Origin of the sequence: Sphingobacterium sp. Mn56C (assembly GCF_049319645.1) — a bacterium.
Lineage (GTDB): Bacteria > Bacteroidota > Bacteroidia > Sphingobacteriales > Sphingobacteriaceae > Sphingobacterium.
In genome coordinates this window covers 62588-85565 of record NZ_JBMOUC010000001.1, presented here as the reverse complement: position 1 = coordinate 85565, position 22978 = coordinate 62588, and the positions used below count along the sequence as shown (strand labels likewise).

The 22978-nt window shown below is 40.6% G+C and carries 21 protein-coding genes; 11 read left to right on the top strand and 10 right to left on the bottom strand.

The genetic code is table 11. From position 1 onward, the window contains the following. Window positions 1-56: 56 nt before the first annotated feature. Both ACL9RF_RS00445 and ACL9RF_RS00440 read right to left on the bottom strand, forming a co-directional pair. Complete coding sequence (locus ACL9RF_RS00445) at window positions 57-473, bottom strand: SufE family protein (RefSeq protein WP_422798624.1); 417 nt, start codon at window positions 471-473, stop codon at window positions 57-59. 1 nt (window position 474) lies between these two features. Then, window positions 475-1698 carry a SufS family cysteine desulfurase gene (locus ACL9RF_RS00440; protein WP_422798623.1) on the bottom strand — a complete coding sequence of 408 codons (1224 nt, stop codon included), beginning with the start codon at window positions 1696-1698 and terminating at the stop codon, window positions 475-477. A gap of 288 nt (window positions 1699-1986) precedes the next feature. Between ACL9RF_RS00440 and ACL9RF_RS00435 the strand changes: the two genes are divergently transcribed. The 7 genes from ACL9RF_RS00435 (at window position 1987) to ACL9RF_RS00405 (ending at window position 9099) form a co-directional block, all read left to right on the top strand. Beyond that, window positions 1987-2982 carry an acyl-ACP desaturase gene (locus ACL9RF_RS00435; RefSeq protein WP_422798622.1) on the top strand — a complete coding sequence of 332 codons (996 nt, stop codon included), beginning with the start codon at window positions 1987-1989 and terminating at the stop codon, window positions 2980-2982. A gap of 70 nt (window positions 2983-3052) precedes the next feature. Further along, window positions 3053-3487 carry a MarR family winged helix-turn-helix transcriptional regulator gene (locus ACL9RF_RS00430; RefSeq protein ID WP_422798621.1) on the top strand — a complete coding sequence of 145 codons (435 nt, stop codon included), beginning with the start codon at window positions 3053-3055 and terminating at the stop codon, window positions 3485-3487. Between the two features lie 10 nt (window positions 3488-3497). Further along, window positions 3498-4502, top strand: a complete 1005-nt coding sequence (locus ACL9RF_RS00425) for an NAD(P)/FAD-dependent oxidoreductase (protein ID WP_422798620.1) — start codon at window positions 3498-3500, stop codon at window positions 4500-4502. An 11-nt stretch (window positions 4503-4513) separates the two neighbouring features. Next, window positions 4514-4846, top strand: coding sequence for a 2Fe-2S iron-sulfur cluster-binding protein (locus ACL9RF_RS00420; RefSeq protein ID WP_422798619.1), 333 nt, complete (start codon window positions 4514-4516; stop codon window positions 4844-4846). Window positions 4847-5027: 181 nt separating this feature from the next. Then, on the top strand, window positions 5028-6347 hold the full coding sequence (locus ACL9RF_RS00415) for an NAD(P)/FAD-dependent oxidoreductase (RefSeq protein ID WP_422798618.1): 1320 nt from the start codon (window positions 5028-5030) through the stop codon (window positions 6345-6347). Window positions 6348-6446: 99 nt separating this feature from the next. Further along, window positions 6447-8123: a helix-hairpin-helix domain-containing protein gene (locus ACL9RF_RS00410; RefSeq protein ID WP_422798617.1), complete on the top strand. Its 1677-nt coding sequence runs from the start codon at window positions 6447-6449 to the stop codon at window positions 8121-8123. Window positions 8124-8136: 13 nt separating this feature from the next. Continuing rightward, window positions 8137-9099, top strand: a complete 963-nt coding sequence (locus tag ACL9RF_RS00405) for a 2-hydroxyacid dehydrogenase (protein WP_422798616.1) — start codon at window positions 8137-8139, stop codon at window positions 9097-9099. 160 nt (window positions 9100-9259) lie between these two features. On the opposite strand, the gene fabV is transcribed toward ACL9RF_RS00405, so the two are convergent. The 3 genes from fabV to eno all read right to left on the bottom strand — a co-directional run bounded on the left by fabV (window position 9260) and on the right by eno (window position 12406). After that, window positions 9260-10462: an enoyl-ACP reductase FabV gene (gene fabV, locus ACL9RF_RS00400; protein WP_422798615.1), complete on the bottom strand. Its 1203-nt coding sequence runs from the start codon at window positions 10460-10462 to the stop codon at window positions 9260-9262. 124 nt (window positions 10463-10586) lie between these two features. Further along, window positions 10587-10886 (bottom strand): FtsB family cell division protein, encoded by a 300-nt coding sequence (locus ACL9RF_RS00395; protein ID WP_422798614.1) that lies wholly within the window; start codon window positions 10884-10886, stop codon window positions 10587-10589. Between the two features lie 224 nt (window positions 10887-11110). Further along, entirely contained in the window at window positions 11111-12406 is a 1296-nt protein-coding gene (gene eno / locus ACL9RF_RS00390) for a phosphopyruvate hydratase (RefSeq protein ID WP_422798613.1), read from the bottom strand. A gap of 908 nt (window positions 12407-13314) precedes the next feature. Here eno and ACL9RF_RS00385 point away from each other — a divergent pair. Continuing rightward, window positions 13315-14622, top strand: coding sequence for a DEAD/DEAH box helicase (locus ACL9RF_RS00385; protein WP_422798612.1), 1308 nt, complete (start codon window positions 13315-13317; stop codon window positions 14620-14622). Between the two features lie 141 nt (window positions 14623-14763). On the opposite strand, the gene coaD is transcribed toward ACL9RF_RS00385, so the two are convergent. Genes coaD through ACL9RF_RS00370 form a run of 3 tightly spaced genes read right to left on the bottom strand, consistent with a single transcriptional unit; the run spans window position 14764 to window position 16569 of the window. Then, on the bottom strand, window positions 14764-15228 hold the full coding sequence (coaD, locus tag ACL9RF_RS00380; RefSeq protein WP_422798611.1) for a pantetheine-phosphate adenylyltransferase: 465 nt from the start codon (window positions 15226-15228) through the stop codon (window positions 14764-14766). Between the two features lie 22 nt (window positions 15229-15250). Next, window positions 15251-15784: a 16S rRNA (guanine(966)-N(2))-methyltransferase RsmD gene (rsmD, locus tag ACL9RF_RS00375; RefSeq protein WP_422798610.1), complete on the bottom strand. Its 534-nt coding sequence runs from the start codon at window positions 15782-15784 to the stop codon at window positions 15251-15253. Continuing rightward, window positions 15775-16569, bottom strand: coding sequence for a DUF3822 family protein (locus tag ACL9RF_RS00370; RefSeq protein ID WP_422798609.1), 795 nt, complete (start codon window positions 16567-16569; stop codon window positions 15775-15777). The genes rsmD and ACL9RF_RS00370 overlap by 10 nt, the downstream gene beginning before the upstream one ends. Window positions 16570-16660: 91 nt before the next feature. Between ACL9RF_RS00370 and ACL9RF_RS00365 the strand changes: the two genes are divergently transcribed. The 3 genes from ACL9RF_RS00365 to ACL9RF_RS00355 all read left to right on the top strand — a co-directional run bounded on the left by ACL9RF_RS00365 (window position 16661) and on the right by ACL9RF_RS00355 (window position 21217). Then, window positions 16661-18079 carry an ATP-dependent DNA helicase gene (locus tag ACL9RF_RS00365; protein ID WP_422798608.1) on the top strand — a complete coding sequence of 473 codons (1419 nt, stop codon included), beginning with the start codon at window positions 16661-16663 and terminating at the stop codon, window positions 18077-18079. 88 nt (window positions 18080-18167) lie between these two features. Next, entirely contained in the window at window positions 18168-20654 is a 2487-nt protein-coding gene (locus ACL9RF_RS00360) for a DPP IV N-terminal domain-containing protein (RefSeq protein WP_422798607.1), read from the top strand. Between the two features lie 2 nt (window positions 20655-20656). Next, on the top strand, window positions 20657-21217 hold the full coding sequence (locus ACL9RF_RS00355; RefSeq protein WP_422798606.1) for a hypothetical protein: 561 nt from the start codon (window positions 20657-20659) through the stop codon (window positions 21215-21217). Here ACL9RF_RS00355 and ruvB read toward each other — a convergent pair. Together ruvB and ACL9RF_RS00345 are read right to left on the bottom strand one after the other, a co-directional pair. Continuing rightward, window positions 21214-22236 (bottom strand): Holliday junction branch migration DNA helicase RuvB, encoded by a 1023-nt coding sequence (gene ruvB, locus ACL9RF_RS00350; RefSeq protein ID WP_422798605.1) that lies wholly within the window; start codon window positions 22234-22236, stop codon window positions 21214-21216. The two genes, ACL9RF_RS00355 and ruvB, sit on opposite strands and share 4 nt — an antisense overlap. Further along, on the bottom strand, window positions 22236-22961 hold the full coding sequence (locus ACL9RF_RS00345; RefSeq protein ID WP_422799975.1) for a polyprenol monophosphomannose synthase: 726 nt from the start codon (window positions 22959-22961) through the stop codon (window positions 22236-22238). The genes ruvB and ACL9RF_RS00345 overlap by 1 nt, the downstream gene beginning before the upstream one ends. Window positions 22962-22978: the final 17 nt, after the last annotated feature.

Genomic DNA, 22978 nt, shown 5'->3' with positions numbered 1-22978 from the left:
TAAGCCACCTTTTTATATTTAATATTTAATATTTAATATTTAATAATTATTGTTTATCAACGTTTGCTAAGCGCCAACGCATACAGTTTCATTTGCTTCACCATCGAAAGTAACCCATTTGCACGTGTAGGCGACAAATGATCTTTAAGGCCAATTTTATCGATAAAATATAAGTCCGCTGTCGCAATCTCCTGCGGAGTATGCCCGGATAATACTTTTACCATCAGGCTTACCAGCCCTTTAGTGATAATAGCATCGGAGTCGGCACTAAAAACTAATTTCTCATCCTTCAACTCGGGGTATAACCACACTTTCGATTGGCACCCTTTGATAATATACTGATCCGTTTTAAAGGAATCTTCTATTAAAGGAAGCTCCTTACCCAACTGTATAATGTAATCATACTTCTCCATCCAATCTTCATAAAAAGAGAAGTCTTCAATTAATTCGTCCTGTATTTCGTTTATACTCATTTTATAACAACATTGTCAACGCACGGTTTAAACCGGCAATAAAGGTATCAATATCTGCTTTCGTGTTATACATCGCTAAACTAGCGCGTACTGTTCCCGGAATTTCAAACTGATCCATAATCGGCTGCGCACAGTGATGGCCTGTACGAACAGCAATCCCTAATTTATCCAACAATACGCCAATATCATAAGGGTGCACACCGTCGACGACAAAAGATAATACCGACGATTTTTGTGCGGCAGTACCAATAACACGCACACCCTGAATAGCATTTAATTTTTCTGTAGCATACGCCAGTAAAGCATCTTCGTGTGCCTTAATTTCGTCCAGACCAATATCGTTGATATAGTCTATTGCCGCTGCCAAACAAATACCCGCTTCAATATTCGGCGTACCGGCCTCAAATTTAAATGGCAATTCATTATAGGTCGTTTTCGCGAAGGTAACATCCTTAATCATATCACCGCCACCTTGATAAGGAGGCATAGCATTTAACCATTTTTCCTTACCATACAAAACACCAACACCAGTAGGACCATACATTTTATGACCGGAGAAGACCAAAAAGTCGACATCAAGATCCTGAACATCAAGCTGCATATGCTGAATAGCCTGCGCAGCATCTACCAGCACTGGAACCCCATGCTGATGCGCCAGCTGTATCATCTCCTTAATCGGATTAATTGTTCCTAAAGCATTCGACACGTATGTGATAGCAACAATTTTCGTCTTTGCAGACAACAATTCTGCATACACAGCCTGGTCTAATACCCCTGCCTTATCCATCGGAATAACCCTTAACACGGCTCCCTTTTCGTCGCAGAGCATTTGCCAAGGCACAATATTAGAGTGATGCTCCATTGCCGAAATAACAATTTCATCGCCCTCTTGTATAAATGCTTTTCCGTAACATTGTGCCACCAGGTTTATACTATCGGTCGTTCCCTTCGTAATAATGATCTCATAGTCTTCCTTTGCATGAATAAAATCACGTAATTTACGACGTGTAACTTCAAATGCATCGGTAGAAATCTGACTTAAATAATGTACGCCACGGTGCACATTGGAATTTATGTCGGTATAATATCCTGTAATCGCATCGATTACAACTTTTGGTTTTTGTGTCGTTGCTCCATTATCCAAGTAAACAAGCGGTTTACCGTTTACTTCTCTTTTTAGTAAAGGAAAGTCGGCACGAACTTTATCTATATCGAAATTTTTCAATTTTCTCCTTTTCAAGTTGAATTACAAAGTTAATATATCCGCGTAAAAACTGCCATGTTATTCTGCTCTTTTATAACAAATGAGGGTCAAATTTTAAAAATTATAACTTTTAGCCATAATACGGTACGTTTACTGCTGCTAAAACTACAGGTTGCAGGTTTTAGGTTAAACCTTTTATTTGCGAAATAAAACCATTCTTTATCCTATAAGATCAACAACCAAATGGGTCGTATTTTGAAAATATAAAAAATAAAAAAATTCGGTAAATTGCATACATTTGCACTAATTATGCAAGAACAACCATTGAATATACCAGAGGGATCTAGAAAAGAGGTAATGACTTATTTAGAGCCATTTATGCTCAATGAAATGAGTGAGTACTTAAAGCCCGTTGAACAAATGTGGCAGCCTGCGGACTTTCTTCCTGACTCTTCGCGAAGTACTTTTTTTGAAGAAGTCCGTGATTTACAAGAAAGTGCCAAGGAATTGCCTTATGATTTAGTTGCTGTATTAATAGGCGACACCATTACGGAAGAGGCATTGCCAACCTACGAATCGTGGCTTACCATGGTCGATGATGTGGAAAAAAATGAACAAGGTGGATGGATGAAATGGGTACGCGCTTGGACTGCAGAAGAAAATCGACATGGTGATTTATTAAATAAATACTTATACCTTTCCGGACGTATAAATATGCGTGAATTTGAGATGAGCACGCAGTACCTTATACAAGATGGTTTTGATATCGGTACCGGGGCTGACCCTTACCGTAATTTTATTTACACGTCTTTTCAAGAAATAGCAACCAATATCTCACACCGCCGTGTTGCGGGCATATCTAAAAAAAGTGGCGACAAGCTATTAGCAAAGATGTGTGGTGTTATTGCTGCCGACGAAGCTCGCCATGCTAAGGCTTATATGTCTTTTATCTCCAAGGCCATTACAGTTGATGCGAGTGAGGTAATGCTGGCCTTTGAGGATATGATGAGAAAGAAAATTGTAATGCCTGCGCATTTCTTGAGACAATCGGGAGAACCACAAGGCGGAGCGTTCTCACATTTTTCGGATGCTGCGCAACGTATGGGGGTATATACCGCGTTAGATTATGTCGATATCTTAAAGGAGCTGCTTGCCGATTGGAAAATTGATCAGGTTACTGGTCTAAATGAACAGGGTGAAAAGGCGCGTGACTACCTGATGAAATTACCGGATCGCTTAATTCGATTAGCCGATCGTATTAAAATTCCTGAACTACAATATAAGTTTAAGTGGATATACGGATAAAAAAAAACGCTCTTCTACAGGGCGTTTTTTTTTATTTTTATTCCATATATTTGTTATACTAATTATTGTTATGCTAAACGAAAAATACGATCAATACTCTTTTATACTGGACCGAACGGCCAGAAAGGTGAAACAATATGCACAAACAGCATTTGCTGCACATCACTTTGACCTTACGGTAGATCAATGGATTATCTTACGTACTATACAGGAGTGCAGTTCCTTGACCAATAAAGAGCTGGCCGAACGCTGCGGTAAGGATCAACCTACGCTAACGCGGATTATTGATCTACTTATTAAAAAGAAACTTGTGGAACGTATCCATCATCCTACCGACCGAAGGGCTTTACAGCTGCATATAACCGCCCTAGGTGTCGAAAAGATACAACATATTGCTCCGCAAGCTGCCGCATTCCGAATGGAAGCGTGGAACAACTTGAATGAGGAGGATTTTGCGCATTTTACGCGTATATTAAATACCATTTACAAAAATTTAACGCCTTAAATTAAATCGTATGATAACAACAGATTTATGTATTATTGGTGCTGGTCCGGTAGGATTATTTGCTGTTTTTGAAGCGGGATTATTAAAAATGCGTTGTCATTTAATCGATGTATTGCCACAAGTTGGTGGTCAATTGTCAGAAATATACCCCCACAAACCTATCTACGATATCCCTGGGTACCCGATGGTGAAAGCACAGGAATTAATCGACAATCAAATGGAGCAGATTAAACCTTTCGCACCGACATTTTCCTTAGGTGAACGGGTAGAAAAATTGGAAAAACAAATCGATGGTTCCTATTTTGTTATCACTTCCGAAGGCACCACTGTACACTGCCAAGCCGTGGCTATTGCTGGTGGTTTAGGTTGTTTTGAACCGCGTAAACCTGAGCTGGAGGGTATTTTGGAATTTGAAAACAAAGGTGTCGATTATATGGTTAAAAACCCGGAAACCTACCGCGATAAAAATATTGTAATCGCGGGTGCTGGTGACTCGGCTTTAGACTGGACCATTTATTTAAGCGATATTGCCAAACGGGTTACCTTAATACACCGTAGCGATGGGTTTAGGGGAGCGCCAGATTCGGCCGATAAGGTGTACAGCTTAGCGCAAAAAGGAAAAATTGATCTATTGTTGTCGCATCAGCTTTTAGCTGTTCAGGGTACAACGCATCTTTCTTCTGTCACTCTGGCCAACAAAGACAAAGAAAAGCGCACTATCCCTGCTGACTATTTAATCCCGCTGTATGGCTTAACACCAAAACTAGGGCCTATTTCCGATTGGGGCTTACAGATTGATAAAAATGCCATCGAGGTCAATACCTTCGATTATTCTACCTCCATAGAACGGATTTATGCGATCGGAGATATTAATACCTATCCGGGAAAACTTAAACTTATTCTTTGTGGTTATCATGAAGCCACGCTGATGGTACAGTCGGCCTTTAAATATGTATACCCGGAACAAAAATTGAGTTTCAAGTACACGACCGTAAATGGCATACATGCATTTTAATACTTTTAGGTATGGAAGATAATTTGATTGAAATTGAAATTGAGGATAGAGATGGTAGCCTGCAGCGGATTGAAGTGCCAACGGACATCAACCTTAATCTAATGGAGATTCTTAAAGCTTCAGACTATGACATTTTGGCTACCTGTGGGGGCATGGCGCTCTGTGCCACCTGCCATGTCGAAATTAAACAAGGGGCTGAAAACTTGCCCCTTCCTAATGATCAGGAACTGGATATGTTGGATACGCTGCCCAATGCCGACGACCGGAGTAGGCTGGCGTGTCAGTTGCATTTAACAGAAATTAATAAGGGCTTGTCCTTAAAAATAAAAGGTGCTTTGCAATAATAGTGTAAATTTAACACTAAGACACTGCTAACAAAATAGATACGTCCTGTTTCACGCATCTATAAATGCGGTTTTTACCGCCATCAGGGCTATGCAATATTTAATATTTTTATATTGAATTGTTACATTTTTTTAAGATATTTGCAGTAAAATCTTTCAAAAAATTAAATAGACACAATATATGTTGTTAAATCGTTCTGAACGCTCTTTCCCTCGTGTGATTATTATCGGTGGTGGATTTGGTGGAGTTGAAGTTGCACGCAAACTCAAAGATAAAGAAGTGGAAGTGTTAATGATAGACAGAAATAACTTTCACACTTTCCAGCCTTTGATGTATCAGGTGGCTACAGGTACGCTTGCCGCTGACGCTATTTCATTCCCTATTCGTAAGATGTTCAAATCGCAATCGAACTTCCGTTTTAGAATGGCCGAAGTAATCCATATCGATAAGGATAAAAAAGAGGTACAAACCTCTGTAGGTACTTATGATTACGATTATTTAGTAATTGCTTCTGGCGCAACATCTAACTTCTTTGGAAATAAGGAAGTTGCAAAATACTCGCTACCGATGAAAAGCATTCAAGAGGCTTTAAACATCCGTAGTTATGTTTTACAGAACCTGGAAGAGGCTGTATTACGTAAAAATGAAGCCGATAGACAGAGTTTCTTAAACTTTGTTATCGTTGGTGGTGGCCCTACAGGTGTGGAGCTTTCGGGTGCTATTGCCGAAATCCAACTTCACATGTTGAAAAAAGATTACCCCGAGCTTTCTGAACACGAAATGAACGTGTATTTGGTGGAAGGAACAGGAAAAGTGTTGGCCGCTTTATCGGAGAAATCTTCCCGCGATTCCGAAAAATACCTGAAAGAATTAGGGGTAAAAGTAATGTTGAATACGCAGGTTACAGGTTACGATGGTAATATCATTACGTTTAATAATGGTGAAAGTATCGCTACGAAAACGGTAATCTGGGGGGCTGGTGTTATGGGGCAATTCCCTGCGGGTATTCATGCTGATTATATTGAAAGAGGTAACCGCATCCGTACCAATGGGCAATGTCAGGTAGAAGGATATGACGGTGTTTATGCTATTGGTGATGTGTCGGCCATGATTACGGCGGATACCCCTAGAGGTTTGCCGGGTGTTGCACCTGCGGCACAACAACAGGGTGGTTTTGTGGCAAAACATATTGCGAATATATTGGCTAACAAACCTAATACGGAAAACTTTAAATATTTCGATAAAGGTTCTATGGCTACAGTAGGTCGTAACAGAGCTGTAGTAGATATGGGCAAAATCCATTTAAATGGTTTCTTTGCATGGCTGACCTGGATGTTTGTACATTTACTATCGATTTTTGGTTTCCGTAATAAACTGGTAACCTTCGTAAACTGGACAATTAAGTTCTTAACGAAAAACTCGGGCATACGCCTTATCATCGATAAGTTTGAAAGACCAGAGCCGGAATCTACTAAAAAAGATATTGTTAGCGAAAGCTAATATTTAATAGACCATTTTTTTTAAAACAATCAATAATTTTGAAAAAGCTACCCCATAAAGGTAGCTTTTTTTGGTGGCTCGTTTTTACTACTTTTGGGTATGGATAATAAAACGATAGCGCGTATCTTTAAGCTTTGTGGACAGCTAATGGAGTTGTATAATGAAAACCCATTTCGTACCAAAGCGATGGCTTCTGCAGCTTTTAAGATTGATAAACTTCCATTCGCTGCTGCTGATGCTGATATGGAGCAATTAAGTGCACAGCAGGGCATTGGTAAGAATACTGCCGAACGTATAAAGCAGGTCGTAGAGACGGGATCCTTCCCCGAATTAGACGAGTTGAAGGCCAAAACTCCTGTAGGGATTATGGAGATTATGCAGATTAAAGGTCTTGGCCCCAAAAAAGTTCAGGTAATTTGGAAAGATCTTGAAATTGAGTCTGTGGGTGAGCTCTATTATGCGTGTAATGAAAATAGACTTATTGAAGCGAAAGGTTTCGGACTAAAAACACAGGAGGATATAAAAAAGGCTATAGAGTTTATGCTCTCTAATAAAGGATGGTTTCTCTATGCGAAGGCTGCTCCTGCCGCAAAAAATATATTAGAATTACTTACGGCGTCGTTACCACAAAACCGGGTGTCTTTTACGGGGGATTACCGTAGAAATGTCGAGGTGCTTTCGCAGGTTGAACTGCTTGTCGATGCTGATATAGATCGACTTCAACAGGCTGTGACGGCTGTAAGCGATACCGTTACCCGAGCGGATGACAATTCTTACATTTCTTTTGTAGATAGCAATAATTTCAAATTTGTGCTGCATAGTTGTACACCCGATGTATATGCCAGCAAATTATTTTTAACAACGGGGTCTGCAGCACATCTTGCCTTAATAAAAGCGCTGGATGCAGACTTTGTAGCCTCTGGAAATACAGAACAGGAAATATACCATAGCCTTGGTTTAGCCTTTATTGAACCTGAGCTGCGCGAAGGGTTGGATGAGATTGAATTAGCAAAAACAAACAGCCTCCCTAGTCTTATTACATTTGAAGATCTTAAGGGAACCCTGCATAACCACTCTACTTATTCAGATGGTGTGCATAGCCTAGCAGAGATGGCACGGTATTGCAAAGAAGAACTAAAATTAGAGTACCTTGGAATATGCGACCACTCTAAAACGGCGGTGTATGCCAACGGACTTTCTGTAGAACGACTTAGCGAACAATGGGCCGAGATCGATGCTCTCAACGCTAAAATGGCGCCATTTAAAATATTTAAAGGCATAGAAAGTGATATTCTTTCCGATGGCTCGTTGGATTACCCTGATGAAATACTGGCGCAGTTTGATTTTGTCGTGGCTTCGGTACATAACAACCTTAAAATGGATGAAACAAAGGCTACCGCACGTTTATTAAAGGCCATTGAAAACCCGTATACGACAATATTGGGGCACCCTACCGGACGCCTCCTGTTAGCGCGAGCTGGCTACCCGCTGGACTTCAAGAAAATTATTGATGCTTGCGCTGCAAACCAGGTTGTTATCGAGATTAATGCCAACCCTTTACGCTTAGATCTCGACTGGAGATGGCACCGCTATGCTTTGGATAAGGGTGTTATTTTGGCCATAAACCCGGATGCCCACCGCACGGAAGGCCTTTCGGATATGCATTATGGGGTATTGGTAGCGCGCAAGGGTGGCCTCGCTAAAGAAAAGTGCTTAAATGCGCTGGCATTACCAGAAATTGAAAAATATTTTGCCAACAGAAGGACAAAAATCTAACCTATTTAATGATATGAAAGTTTATATTTCCAGAAATATTCCACAGGCTGGCATTGATCTACTGATCGACAACGGAATTGAAGTGCGCATAAATTCGGCGAATAAAAAGCTAACACAAGAGGAGCTGATTGAGGCTTGTCAGCAAGTCGACTTTTTGTTAAATGTTGGGCATGCAGATTTAAACGATTATTTTTTTCAGCACTGTAAACACCTTAAAGGAGTTGCTTTAGCCAGCGTGGGATATGACCATGTTGATATTTCTGCTGCATATAAATGGGAAATCCCTGTATCGAATACCCCGGATGTGTTAAGCGCTGCTACGGCAGATGTGGCATTCTTATTAATGCTGGCCGTATCCAGGAAGGCTTTTTACCGCGCTAAAGAGGTTTTCGACGGTAAATGGAAAGACTTTGAATTTACACAGGATTTGGGTATTGAACTGGAAGGCAAAACTTTAGGCATCTACGGACTCGGACGAATAGGTCTGGAGTTGGCAAAAAAAGCAAAGGCCGCTTATAATATGCAGATTATTTACCACAACCGTAGCCGGAATGTGGAGGCGGAAAAGTTGCTGGATGCGAGGTATGTGAATTTCGACGCCTTACTGCAGCAGAGTGATGTGCTGTCGGTACATGCCAATCTATCGCCAGAAACTCAGTATCGATTTGATAAGGATGCTTTTAAACGCATGAAAAAAAATGCCATTTTTATCAATACAGCACGTGGAAAAGTGCATCACGAAGAAGACCTTACCGCAGCCTTACAGCGTGGCGATATCTGGGGCGCAGGCTTAGATGTTACCGATCCGGAACCGATGGAAGCGAATAATGTTTTGTTGCAAATGCCAAATGTTTGTGTACTACCGCATATTGGTTCTGCAACGTTGGAAACACGAACCCGTATGGCGGTCATGGCTGCCAGCAATTTAGTTGCTGTAGCCAAGGGAAAGACAATGGCCAATGCTGTAAACTTGTAAGTTTGTAAAGTTCTAAGCTTGTAGGTTTGTAAGCCAGCTAATTTATAGGTTTACAGGTTTACATATTTATAAAGCTACAAGGGCTATGGCATCTGCTGGTAATAAAAATGGCTGTCCGCATAAGGACAGCCATTTTATAGTATGTATATAAAGAAACGAATTAACCAATACTTGGCACTGTAACGACTTCGTTTGTTTCAGCATTGTAATCTACCTCCGGGAAGTTAAATCCAAAAAGGTTGAAAAACTCATCGCGGTAACCTTGGATATCGGATAGTTGTTCTAAGTTTTCGGTTGTTGCCTGCTCCCAAAGTTTAGCAACTTCTTCTTGTACGTCTGCACGCATTTCCCAATCATCTACACGTATACGTCCCTTTTCATCCAACTGCAAATCGTTGGCGTTTGCGGTATATAAACGCTCCGAAAATAAACGTTGCATTTGCTCGATGGTACCTTCATGAATACCTTTCTCCTTCATTACCTTATACAATAAAGAAATATATAAAGGTACAACCGGAATTGCCGAACTGGATTGCGTTACCAGGGCTTTATTTACCGATACATAAGAAACACCATTTAAATCCTTAAGTAAATCGTTTAGTACAGGCACTGTTCCTTCTAAATCATCTTTCGCACGACCTATGGTACCGTTACGGTAGATTGGATAGGTTAACTCTGGGCCAATATACGAATATGCTACAGTTTTTACCCCTTCGGCTAAAACACCAGCAGCTTTAAGTTCTTCTATCCAAAATTTCCAGTCTTCACCCCCCATTACGGCCACAGTATTAGCAATGTCGTCTTCAGCTTCTACCGGCTGGATGGAAATATCAGAAACTACACCCGAATGGAAATCTACAGTTTTATTGGTAAACGATTGACCGATAGGCTTTAATACCGAAGCATGCGCAACCCCAGTTTTAGGATGTGTACGTCGTGGCGATGCCAACGAGTAAACTACTAAATCTACCTGACCTAAATCCTGTTTAATAAGTGCTATAGTTTGCTTTTTAACCTCATCCGAGAAAGCATCGCCATTGATACTTTTTGCATATAATCCTGCCTTTGTAGCTTCCTCTTCAAAAGCAGCACTATTATACCATCCTGCAGTACCAGGCTTACCCTCTGCAGCAGGTTTTTCGAAAAATACACCAATAGTTGCCGCCTCAGAACCAAAAGCAGCCGTAATACGCGAAGCTAAACCAAATCCTGTGGAAGCACCTATAACTAAAACTTTTTTAGGGCCATTAGCGATTGCACCTTTTGATTTCACATAATCAATCTGGTTTTTAACATTTTGAGCTGTACCCTCTGGATGCGACGTCAAACAGATAAAACCTCTTACACGTGGTTGAATAATCATATTATCGAATTAAAAAAAATCAGTTTCAAATTTATTAAGCTACAAATTAACGATTTTTATACGAGATTATAGCGAGATAAATACGGAATAAACATGCTTAATTATGGTTAGCATACCATAATCCTTAGTCTTTGGGGTCGACTTCAGATATTACGAATACATCTTCGTTTTGTTTTTTCATTTTATATTTTTCACGCGCTATACGTTGGATTTCGCTAGGGCTATATTGTGCATCTCGAATAGATTTTTCAATCTTCGCAATTTCCTTGGTATAGAAGTCCTTTTCATATTCTAAATTTTTACGCTCACCTTGGTAACCAAACTGCGTGGCTAAATCATAACGGTCAAAAAAACACATCCAAACGATAAAGGCCAGGCCAGAAATCAGAAATTTATTCTTTACTAAAGCTAATAATCTATCCATAACACAAAAATAGCACTTACTTTTTATTTATTGTTAAATATATAGAATTGAAAGAAAGTAATGGGCAAAATTTATGCCATAAAACAAATTATTACATCGCAATAGACCGTAAGGCAAAGGCATTCAAAGGAGGTTAACGCAGAAACATTAAACAGCTAAAGTTCAAAAAAAATAGGCATCAAGCTGAAAACTTGATGCCTATAACGTATTATTTATGCTTCAGCTTATTTAATAGCAAATTTGAAATCTTTACCAATAAATTTAGCGTTAGATCCTAATTCTTCTTCGATACGCAACAATTGATTGTATTTTGCAATCCTGTCGGAACGCGAGATAGAACCGGTTTTAATTTGACCACAGTTTAAAGCTACAGCTAAATCAGCAATTGTAGCATCTTCAGTCTCGCCAGAACGGTGCGACATTACCGAAGTATAACCGCTATTTTGTGCCAAAGAAACCGCATTGATCGTTTCTGTTAAAGAACCGATTTGGTTTACTTTAACTAAAATAGAGTTTGCTGTTGCCGTGTCGATACCTTCTTGAAGACGTTTAGTATTTGTAACAAACAAATCGTCACCTACTAACTGAACGCGGTTACCGATTTTATCTGTCAATACTTTCCATCCATTCCAATCGTCTTCTGCCATACCATCCTCAATAGAGATAATAGGGTATTTTTCTGTTAATTCAGCTAGGTAAGCCGCTTGCTCTTCGCTAGTACGAATAGCACCGCCCTCACCTTCGAATTTTTTGTAATCGTAGTTACCATTTACATAGAACTCCGTAGAAGCACAGTCTAATGCTAAAGCAATTTCAGTACCCGCTTTGTAACCTGCTTTTTCAATGGCAGATAAAATGGTCTCAATCGCATCTTCTGTACCGTTGAATGTAGGTGCGAAACCACCTTCATCACCTACAGCAGTAGATAAATTACGGTCGTGTAAGATTTTTTTCAAAGTATGGAAAACTTCTGCTCCCCAACGTAAAGCCTCCGAGAACGATGCTGCACCAACTGGCATAATCATAAACTCTTGGAATGCAATAGGCGCATCAGAGTGTGCTCCACCATTTACGATGTTCATCATCGGAATTGGCAATGTGTTTGCATTTACACCGCCAATATAACGGTACAAAGGCTGACGGCTCTCTTGTGCGGCTGCTTTTGCAACGGCTAAAGACACACCCAAAATTGCGTTAGCACCTAAACGAGCCTTGTTTTCTGTTCCATCAAGGTCGATCATAATTTTGTCGATAGCGTTTTGTTCAAAAACATCAACACCTTCTAAAGCTTTTGCAATTTCAGTGTTTACATTTTCAACAGCTTTCAAAACACCTTTTCCCAGGTATTTGCTTTTGTCTCCATCACGCAATTCTACCGCCTCGTGAGCACCTGTAGAAGCACCAGAAGGAACAGCAGCACGGCCTACAAAACCATTCTGTGTAGTAACGTCAACTTCAATTGTGGGGTTTCCGCGCGAATCTAAAATTTGGCGCGCGTGTACGTCGATAATTAAACTCATTTCTCTTTTATGGGGTTTATGATTTTTAAATACAATAATACATAGTGTATCTAAGACACTAATGTAGGTATTTTTTATCTTATTCTCAAAAGTAAGAAGATATTTTTAGATATCGGAAAATTCATAGCAATTAGCTAAATCCTGTTTTTGGCTAGCGGTACCTGGCCTACCCGTTTAATCCTACAGCCCTATTTTTATCATTTAATTGTAACTAAATCGTACTTACCTATACTTTGGCACAGGCTTTGAAACAATAATATCATTCATAATTTAGGTTAATAATTGGTTAGTTAAAAGCCTTCAATCTCCCCGGTTGAAGGCTTTTTTTTTTGCTTTAAGCAGCCTATGACTAGGAAACATACTGCCCGACATTAAAACCTCAAACCTTACTGCCAGCATTTCTACAGCAGCTGTCAGGTACTGCCATTTCTTCTTTATTTTACGTTTTTCATAGTATTTGATAAAATATGCTACCATATTAAAAATTGACTTATAGGAAGAGCAACATTATTGGAGCACATAAAAAACACACAAAATCGGATATTAAAACATATGAAGGCCTAAGCCATCGTTAACATGCACCAAAATGGCAGAAAACTTAAAATTGTAAATTTTATAATTTATTAACCTCATGTAAAGGAAATATTGGCAGTTGTCACCATAAATATTTCAGTATCTCAGCAAACACAGACTAGCCGCCAGCCCAGGCTAGTAAAAAATAGCAGCAAAAAACTGACAAAAGTATAGGAAATGCCATTTAAATGTAACTAAAACGTTGTTTTTCTGTTTTGGCACAGCGATTGATTAGTACTTAGTATTCATAATTTAGGTTAATAATTGGTTAGTTTAAAAACCTTCAATCTCCCCGGTTGAAGGTTTTTTAGTTTATAAATAGCTACTTTTGTAGCATGGAAATAGCATCAATATTACAAAGGTTAAAAATTACAGCATTGAACGACATGCAGCAAGAAGTGCTGGCAAAGTTTCGTCCACAGCAAGATTTTGTACTACTTTCCCCTACCGGATCCGGAAAGACCCTCGCATTTAGCCTTTTAATAGATGGCTTAATTCAGCAAAAAACAGCCCACAATCCACAAGTTTTAATTGTGGTACCAACACGTGAGCTGGCCCTACAGATTGAAACGGTAATAAAGGATGTTATAAAAGGTTTTAAGGTATTATGTACCTATGGCGGGCACGACACGAAAATTGAACGTAACGCCTTAAAACAAGCTCCTGCCATTCTTATTGGTACGCCAGGAAGGATTATTTACCACCTGGAACGCGGCAACTTTACGCCAGAACATATCCATACTTTAGTCTTAGATGAGTTTGATAAATCCCTTGAACTGGGTTTTCAGGAGCAGCTGGCACATATTACCGGCGCTGCAGCACAGGTAAAGCAGCGCATCCTGACGTCGGCAACGGCATTGGCCGAATTTCCGGATTTTCTATCCCTAAATCTGCCTATAGAAGTTAACTTCCTGGATTCCAAAGATAATATCCCGGATATCAGGTTCAAAAAAGTAATCAGTCCGGCACAACATAAGTTAAAAGCCCTATTCAAACTTATCTGTAGCCAGGGCAGCAAAAAGATACTTATCTTCTGCAACCACCGGGAAGCAGTAGACCACATCAGCGAATTGCTGGATAGCCGCGATTTAATACACGATGTTTTTCATGGCGGATTAGAACAGCGTGACCGTGAGTTATCGATTTTAAAATTCAGAAATAACAGTAACCGCATTTTATTAACTACAGATCTTGCCGCACGGGGTTTGGATATTCCAGAAATCGATCTTATCGTGCACTATCAATTGCCGAGCAAGGAGGATGCTTTTATCCACCGGAATGGTAGAACAGCACGTATGAAAACAACAGGCGAGGTAATTTTAATGCTTAAACCGGATGATGTATTCACCTACCTCCCAGAAAATACGGAAGAACTTCTTCTGGAGGAAGACTATGAGCTGCCACCAAACAGCCCTTATACCACCCTGTACATTCCTTTTGGTAAAAAAGATAAGGTTAATAAAATAGATATCGTGGGCTATATATTGCAGCTTAAGGGGCTGGAGAAAGATGATTTAGGCGTAATTGAGGTAAAAGATAACGAAGCTTATATTGCGGTAAAACGTAAGGTAGCCTCAATTATTATTAAGGAAGGGTCTACGGGAAAAATAAAAGGCAAAAAGGTTAAATTCTTTAGAACCTAAATTTTGTACTGGGTTTAGGTAAGGTAGAAGGATTACGCCTTATAATCTGGCCTAAGCCAGCCGCATTTATCTCTTATTTCTGGTGTATTGCATGACACCAGAAATAATTTGATTAAAAAAATCAATTCTACTTTCTACTTTCTACTTTAAGAAGGCTAATACCTCCTTGGGTACAAAGGAGGCTACTGAACCGTTATTTGTCCATATATCCCGCACAATTGTCGACGATATATGTGCCGTACCACTGCGGCTCATTAAAAAATAAGTCTCAATTTCAGGTGCTAAAATCAGGTTACTTTGGGCAATAGCGTTTTCAAACTCCATATCTTTCGTATTACGCAATCCTCGTAAAATAAACTGCGCCCCAACTTGCTGGCAGTAGCTTATGGTTAAGCCCGTGAAGGTATCGACAACCACCTTGTCATTTCCCTTATATACGGCTTCGATAGCGGCTTTACGCTGAGCATAATCCATCAACCCTTTTTTACTGCTGTTTACCCCTACAGCAATATGGACCCGATCAAACAGGGACAGGGAGCGATCTACCAGATCTTTATGTGCTAAGGTAAAAGGATCAAAGGACCCTGGAAAAACAGCTGTAATCATCGGTATTAATTTAGTTTAACCCTTATAATTCGTATATACTAAAGGAAGAGTAACCATACTTCCGTGTCTCAACTAAAGTAGCGTGTTCCTGCATCTTTCGGGTTGACGGATGCTCCACCACCAATATACCACCTTCTTTTAACAAGTTATTATCCATAACCAGATGCGCTAATTGCGGCAATTGAGCCACATCGTAGGGAGGGTCGGCAAAAATAAAGTCATATTGTTTTTTACAAGACGCCACAAACTTAAAGACATCCGCCTTACGGGTGTTAATAGCCGAAAAATCATATTTTTTAGCCATATCCTTCACATAAAAAAGACACTTGCTGTGTATATCTACGGCATCTACCTCTGCAGCGCCGCGCGATGCCAGCTCAAAAGATATATTTCCGGTACCACAGAATAAATCCAAACACTGGGCATCTGCCCAATCTATCTTGTGCTGTAAGATATTAAACAAAGCCTCTTTCGCCAGATCTGTCGTTGGCCGTACTGGTAAATTTGTTGGTGGATTTAATCGTATTCCGCCCAGTCTCCCTCCTATTATACGCATCGTGTACTATCGGTTAATACGTTTAGTTCTTCTATTTTTTTTGCTACAGCCTCATCCTCGGCAAACCATTGCTGCATGGGTTTCAACAGATATACTGTCTCCGCATATCGCTGCAAACGCTGTATCCATTCGCTATCGGAGGCAACGGCACTTAAGGCTATGCCTGCAATCTTTTCGCGGATATGGAAATTGCGGAACAACGACAATACAAAATAACACAGATCGTCAATAGTATTTACCTCAAATGTATTATAAAGCTTAAATTCACCATCCACAAATAATATAATATCAGCCTGATCATCGTACCGATGGATACCCATAAAGGCGCCATTTTTAGGGATATCTGTCCCTAACTGCTGGATAAAAACGCTGAATATCGGTGTGAAGTGAGCCGTTGGGAATAGGCTTTTCCAACGGTTATATAAATACAAGTCATATTGATATAAAGCTACCGCAGACAACGCATCTATTTCCTGAACACCAATACTATCGATATGCTCATCGACGAAATAATCGGTATACAGCGCTTTCTCGGTAACATCATAAACCTCCTGTGGCACCCAGATGAGTCCCTGCTGTGGCAATGAAATCTGCACCTGCTGAAAAGGAAGGCTTAATATTTTCAATGCCTCTGCCGTGGGCTCCGCACTGGCATAGCTCCTATACACCAACACCCTACCTGCAGCATCTACCACCACAAGTTGATCGTTGTGCACATCACTTTTGATATACAAGGTATAATCCGGCAAGTAAGGGATAAAAAAATCTGATGAGGTATAAATCATATATACTATGCGTTTTAATTCGGCTCCTCTCCGAACTAACAAAATTAGCTTTTACAATTGAAATGACAAACCTTTTTAGATAACTTTGGATGTGTATATTGAAAAACTTCTCACCGAACAGTTCTCCTTGGTTCCGACCACCCAGCAACAGGAGGTTTTTGGCCTGTTAGCCGAGTTTTTGGAAACCTTCTCCGACAGCAGTTGTTTTATCTTGCGTGGATATGCCGGTACGGGTAAAACAACACTGATATCTGCAGTCGTAAACAGCCTACCCCGTTTACGTAAAAGAGCGGTATTATTGGCACCTACAGGACGTGCAGCAAAAGTTATGCAGCATTATTCGGGTCGAAATGCCCTCACCATCCATAAAAAAATATACCGTAAAAAGTCTGCTTTAGCTACACAAATGGATTTTGATATCGCCGAAAATACGCATGAAAATACCGTATTTATCGTAGATGAGGCTTCGATGATTAGCACAGAAGGATTTCATGTTTTTTCTGACGGCCTTTTGAGCGACCTTATACAGTATGTGCAGGCGGGAAAAAACTGCACCTTAATGCTGGTGGGCGATACGGCACAACTCCCCCCTGTAGGCTTGGTAAAGAGTCCGGCCTTAGATGCAGATTATATAAGTATGGAATTTGGTTTACATGTGTTTACCTACGAACTCACCGATGTGGTGCGCCAGGATAAAAATTCCGGAATCCTCTACAATGCCACGAAAATCAGAAATGAAATCCGTTTCGATGATGAGAACCCAACTTACAGCTTTCCGAAATTTGTAACGCAAGGTTTTCGCGATATCTACCGCATGAACGGCGACCGCCTAATAGAAGGCTTACATTATGCATACGACAAATATGAATTGGAAAATTGCATGGTAATTTGCCGGTCGAATAAATCGGCGAACCTATACAACAAGCATATACGCAACCAAATCCTATTTCGTGAGGATGAAATTACGGGCGGTGATATCCTGATGGTGGTGCGCAATAATTATTACTGGCTACAGCAGCACGATGATACGCATGTAGGGTTTATTGCCAATGGTGATATGGCTATTGTTAAAAAGGTAGGCAATATACATGATATGCATGGCTTTCGCTTTGCCGATCTGTATCTGGAATTTATGGATAATAATGAAGGAGATGCCATCCGTTGCCGGGTACTATTAGATAGTTTACATGTAGATGCAGCGCAAATGCCTCTTACCGATATGCAGCGGCTTTATGAAAGTATAGCGCTGGATTACCAGGATATAATATCCAAAAAAGACCGACTTGAAGCGATAAAAAAGGACCCGTATTACAATGCCCTTCAGATTAAATTTGCCTACGCCATTACCTGCCATAAGGCACAGGGCGGACAATGGCCTTTAGTTTTTGTAGATCAGGGGTATATGACCGATGAAATGCTGAACACCGAATTTCTACGCTGGTTATATACGGCATTAACACGGGCTACAAAAGAATTATTTCTAGTAAATTTCAATGAAAAATTCTATTAGTTATCAAAAATATTACAAAGCTACATTCTTATAACATCAGTAGAAAAGAATAATTTAGCTCTTCTAATTTATTAACGCATAATTCCATATGAAGTACTATTTAATGGGGTTACTTGCTCTTGTTGCAGGTTTAGGCCATGCACAGGAAAAAAGCAAAACTCCGAAGCCCAACTATCAGTTAGCCGCGAAATACTCTCCGACAAAACTACGTACCTTAATCTTCTCTACAGAGGTCAAACCCAATTGGATAAATAATGGGGATAAATTCTGGTACGACTACAGTACCTCTGCGGGCAAAAGCTGGTATTTAGTAGAGCCTGCAGCAAAGCGTAAACAGCCTCTATTTGATAATGCAGAGATGGCAGCCAAAGTTACCGCCATTGTAAAAAACCCATTCGATGCGCAGCACCTTCCGCTGCAGAACCTTCGTTTTATGGAGAATGAAAACCTGATACGCTTTGAAGTTCAAAGCACCAAGGATACGGTAAAGAGCAAGGAAGAAATAAAAAAGCTAACCAACAAAAGCGATACATTAAAGAAAAAATTATTCTATTTTGAATATAATTTAAACAGCAAAAAACTTACCGAACTAAGCGACAAAAGCAAGGAAAAAAGCAAACCCAATTGGGCAAATTTTAACCCGGATACGACCAAGGTTTTCTATGCTAAAAACTATAATCTATACTGGATGGATTATAGCAACTACCTGAAAGCGCTGGAAAATGAAAAAGATAGCACCATTGTGGAGCATCAGTTTACAACAGGTGGTGTACAGTACTACGCTTGGGGTGGCGACCAATACAGCACCACTACTGGCGATGCCAAAACGGATGCCGATGAGCTTCAAAAGCGTAAACCCGTTTGGTTAAACTGGTCGCCAAACGGTAAACACTTTGCGCTAACGCGTAAAGATAGCCGTAATATTTCCGCTTTATGGGTTATTAATAACGTAGGCAGCAAGCGCCCTACGTTGGAAACCTACAAATACCAAATGCCTGGTGAAACAGATTCTACAGAAACGGAATTGTATATCTTCGACAGCCAAACTTTACAGGCCAAACAGGTAAATATTGCAGCCTTTAAAAATCAAACCTTAGGCCTATGGAATCAAGATGCGAGCAAAGCCAGCTACAAAGGCAAGTATTACATTAACTACTGGTTAGGTAATGACCAGGAGTTTTATATCGCACGCTCCAGCCGCGACCTTAAAAAGATAGATGTCGTAGCAGTTAGCGTAGAAGGCAAAACACGTGTTCTTGTTGAAGAGCGCGCGAATGTTTACCTCGATATTAAGAAGCCGAAGTTTATTGCTGGTGGGAAGCAGTTTATCCATTGGTCGCAGCGTGATGGCTGGGGCCACTTTTACCTGTACGATAACCAGGGAAAATTAATCCATCAAATTACAAAAGGTGAGTTTCACTGCGACGAACTTAGTGCCTACCAGGAGGCTACCGGAACTTTGTTTTTCAAAGCCAACGGTAAGGAGAAAAATATAGACCCTTATTACAGCTACTACTATGCGGTGAATAAAAATGGTGGAGCTCTAAAAACAATTACGAACGGCAACTTTGACCATCAGGTGGAGGTAAGTGAAAGCGGCAATGTTATTATTGATAATTTCTCTCGCGTCAATACTACGCCACAGAGCAATCTTTATAGCGCCTCGGGGCAGTTGATTATGAAGCTCGAGGAAGCCGATCTATCGCAATTATTTGCTACGGGCTATAAATTCCCCGAACCGTTTAAAGTAAAAGCCGGCGATGGTATTACAGACATTTATGGTGTAATGTATAAACCATTTGATTTCGACTCGACCAAAATGTACCCTATAGTAGAATATGTATACCCGGGTCCGCAAACAGAAGCCGTAAATAAAAGCTTTGGCCGGAGCATGGATCGTATAGATCGTTTAGCGCAGATGGGCTTTATTGTTATTTCTGTTGGTAACCGCGGGGGGCACCCATCGCGCTCCAAGTGGTACCATACCTATGGCTATGGAAACCTTAGAAATTATGGTCTGGAGGATAAAAAAGTTGCCGCAGAACAGCTGGCCAACAAGTACAAGTACATCGATATAAATAAAGTAGGTATCACCGGGCATTCAGGAGGTGGTTTTATGTCTACCGCAGCTATGTTGGTATATCCAGACTTCTTTAAAGTTGCTGTTTCAGGAGCTGGTAACCATGAAAACAATATCTACAACCGTTGGTGGAGCGAGCGCCACCATGGCGTAAAGGAAGAGGTGTCGGCAAAAAATGATACCATTTTCAAATATCAAATTGACAAAAATACCGAGCTAGCAGCCAACTTAAAGGGTAAACTACTCATTGCTACAGGCGATATCGACAACAACGTACATCCAGCAAATTCGATCCGTATGGTCGATGCATTGATTAAAGCCAATAAACGTTTTGATTTTCTTCTTCTGCCTGGTCAGCGTCATGCCTTTGGCGATATGACCGAATATTTCTTTTGGAAAATGGCCGATTATTTCAGTGAGCACCTACTGGGCGAATCGAATAGAGATCAAGTTGATATCACAGAAATCAACAAAGAAAAACCGTTAACCCGTTAGGCATGCAAGCCAGCAGGATAGCGACAATTTCCGAAGCACTATGTTCCTATAGTGCTTCGGATTTAACAGCCCAGATATTAAGCGATATCAGTGTAAAGGAGCTCTTTGAAGTTTTGGCCTTACAAGGCAAGGCCTTCGAAAAAACCGCCTTTCGGGCGGCCTGGGCCTTAGAGCATCTGCTGCTACAAGATAAAACCTTGCTCCTAGCACAGCAGCATCAGGTATTACAAACCTTTCTATCCTCCGGAAATTGGAGTGCCCAGCGCAGCCTTACGAAATTAGTATATTCCCTGTTAAAGCACTATACTTTAGCCGCACCGGTTCTAAGCGAAGAGCAGGAAGAGCAAATAATATCGAAAATTATGGGCATGTTAGAAACGACAGAATGTCCGATTTCCGTTCGTGCAAACCTATACGACCTGCTCTATATTTTTGTTGAAAAACATCCCTGGTTAGGCCGGGAACTAGCGCTACAAATTACGCTAGATTTGGAGAAAAAAAATGCTGTCGCCTTGTACGCACGCGGCAATAAGATTTTAAAGCAATTAAAGGTAATACGTTAAAATAACGTATTACCTTTATTATAATAAGCACGTCCTAAATGCTTAAAAGCACTCTCCGTACATTCGCGACCCCGAGAGGTACGCATTAAATAGCCCTCCTGAATTAAAAAAGGTTCGTACACCTCTTCGATGGTACCTTCATCCTCCCCTACTGCCGTAGCAATAGTTTTAAGGCCTACAGGGCCACCTTTAAATTTATCAATAATGGTCGATAGAATTCGATTATCCATCTCGTCCAAGCCATGCTCATCTACGTTTAACGCATTCAAGGCATACTGCGCAATGGCCTTATCGATACTGCCATTTCCTTTAATTTGTGCAAAATCGCGCGTTCTACGCAGCAAAGCATTGGCGATACGCGGGGTTCCACGACTTCTGCGGGCTATTTCATAGGCCCCTTCTTCGCTAATTGCAGCCCCTAATATACTGGAAGAACGCTCTACAATACTCGTTAACAATTTAGCATCGTAATATTGCAAGCGCGCATTAATACCAAATCGAGCACGTAAAGGCGCTGTCAGTAAGCCCGACCGTGTTGTAGCCCCTACCAACGTAAACGGATTCAACGATAGCTGCACCGACCGCGCATTAGGACCTGTTTCCAGCATAATATCGATCTTAAAATCCTCCATCGCCGAGTACAAGTACTCCTCTACTACAGGGGATAAGCGGTGTATCTCATCAATAAATAGGATATCCCCCTCATCCAGATTCGTCAAAAGACCGGCCAGATCACCGGGTTTATCCAATACCGGACCGGAGGTAATTTTAATTCCCACGCCCATTTCATTGGCAATAATATGAGAGAGCGTCGTTTTGCCCAAACCTGGGGGGCCATGGAGCAGCACATGGTCTAAGGCCTCGCCACGCAATTTTGCGGCCTCCACAAAAATCGATAGATTTTCTAATATCTTTGCCTGTCCGGTAAAATCCTCAAAATTTTGAGGACGTAATACCCGCTCCATTTCCTTATCGGTAGGATTCAGACGTTCTGGATTTGGATCGAGATTTTCGTTCATTACTTATAGGATTTAAAAAGACTTTCCACCTTCAGCTGTATCACACCAATAAAAGCCTCGCGAAAAATTTTAGTACTCATTTTAGATACCCCCAATGTTCTATCGGTGAATATAATGGGCACTTCAATAACCTTAAAGCCATACTTAATGGCTTTAAATTTCATTTCAATCTGAAAAGCGTAGCCTACAAATTTAATATTATCGAGGGCTATTTTCTCGAGAACCTTTCGATTAAAACACACAAACCCTGCTGTAGCGTCCTGCACCTTTATACGCATAATTAAACGCACATAAACAGAGGCAAAATAAGACATCAGCACCCGGCTCATAGGCCAGTTTACAACATTAACGCCATTGACATATCGGGAACCGATAACCATATCGCCGCCATTCAGGGCAGCATCACGTAAACGAATAAGATCATCAGGGTTATGGCTAAAATCGGCATCCATCTCAAAAATATAGGTATATGTTCTTGCCAGTGCCCATTTAAAGCCATGAATATAAGCCGTACCTAAGCCCAACTTGCCCCTACGTTCTTCGATAAACAAGCGTTCTGGAAACTCCAGCATCAGGTTTTTAACGCAATTCGCAGTACCATCTGGCGAACCATCGTCTACGACCAATATGTTAAAATCTACCGGAAGGGAAAATACCTTCCGGATAATAGATTCAATATTTTCAATTTCGTTATATGTAGGAATTATTACAACGCTATCCGTCACCATTTATGATTCTAAAA

What these genes read in the sequence shown, in the direction of transcription:
- fabV (WP_422798615.1), bottom strand. Translation starts at nt 10,462, where the DNA reads ATGATTATTCAACCACGTGTAAGAGGTTTTATCTGTTTGACGTCGCAT.
- ACL9RF_RS00410 (WP_422798617.1), top strand. Translation starts at nt 6,447, where the DNA reads ATGGATAATAAAACGATAGCGCGTATCTTTAAGCTTTGTGGACAGCTA.
- ACL9RF_RS00370 (WP_422798609.1), bottom strand. Translation starts at nt 16,569, where the DNA reads ATGATTTATACCTCATCAGATTTTTTTATCCCTTACTTGCCGGATTAT.
- eno (WP_422798613.1), bottom strand. Translation starts at nt 12,406, where the DNA reads ATGAGTTTAATTATCGACGTACACGCGCGCCAAATTTTAGATTCGCGC.
- rsmD (WP_422798610.1), bottom strand. Translation starts at nt 15,784, where the DNA reads ATGCGTATAATAGGAGGGAGACTGGGCGGAATACGATTAAATCCACCA.
- ACL9RF_RS00385 (WP_422798612.1), top strand. Translation starts at nt 13,315, where the DNA reads ATGGAAATAGCATCAATATTACAAAGGTTAAAAATTACAGCATTGAAC.
- ACL9RF_RS00405 (WP_422798616.1), top strand. Translation starts at nt 8,137, where the DNA reads ATGAAAGTTTATATTTCCAGAAATATTCCACAGGCTGGCATTGATCTA.
- ACL9RF_RS00425 (WP_422798620.1), top strand. Translation starts at nt 3,498, where the DNA reads ATGATAACAACAGATTTATGTATTATTGGTGCTGGTCCGGTAGGATTA.
- ACL9RF_RS00355 (WP_422798606.1), top strand. Translation starts at nt 20,657, where the DNA reads ATGCAAGCCAGCAGGATAGCGACAATTTCCGAAGCACTATGTTCCTAT.
- ACL9RF_RS00430 (WP_422798621.1), top strand. Translation starts at nt 3,053, where the DNA reads ATGCTAAACGAAAAATACGATCAATACTCTTTTATACTGGACCGAACG.
- ACL9RF_RS00435 (WP_422798622.1), top strand. Translation starts at nt 1,987, where the DNA reads ATGCAAGAACAACCATTGAATATACCAGAGGGATCTAGAAAAGAGGTA.
- ACL9RF_RS00445 (WP_422798624.1), bottom strand. Translation starts at nt 473, where the DNA reads ATGAGTATAAACGAAATACAGGACGAATTAATTGAAGACTTCTCTTTT.
- ACL9RF_RS00415 (WP_422798618.1), top strand. Translation starts at nt 5,028, where the DNA reads ATGTTGTTAAATCGTTCTGAACGCTCTTTCCCTCGTGTGATTATTATC.
- ACL9RF_RS00395 (WP_422798614.1), bottom strand. Translation starts at nt 10,886, where the DNA reads ATGGATAGATTATTAGCTTTAGTAAAGAATAAATTTCTGATTTCTGGC.
- coaD (WP_422798611.1), bottom strand. Translation starts at nt 15,228, where the DNA reads ATGATTACAGCTGTTTTTCCAGGGTCCTTTGATCCTTTTACCTTAGCA.
- ACL9RF_RS00420 (WP_422798619.1), top strand. Translation starts at nt 4,514, where the DNA reads ATGGAAGATAATTTGATTGAAATTGAAATTGAGGATAGAGATGGTAGC.
- ACL9RF_RS00360 (WP_422798607.1), top strand. Translation starts at nt 18,168, where the DNA reads ATGAAGTACTATTTAATGGGGTTACTTGCTCTTGTTGCAGGTTTAGGC.
- ruvB (WP_422798605.1), bottom strand. Translation starts at nt 22,236, where the DNA reads ATGAACGAAAATCTCGATCCAAATCCAGAACGTCTGAATCCTACCGAT.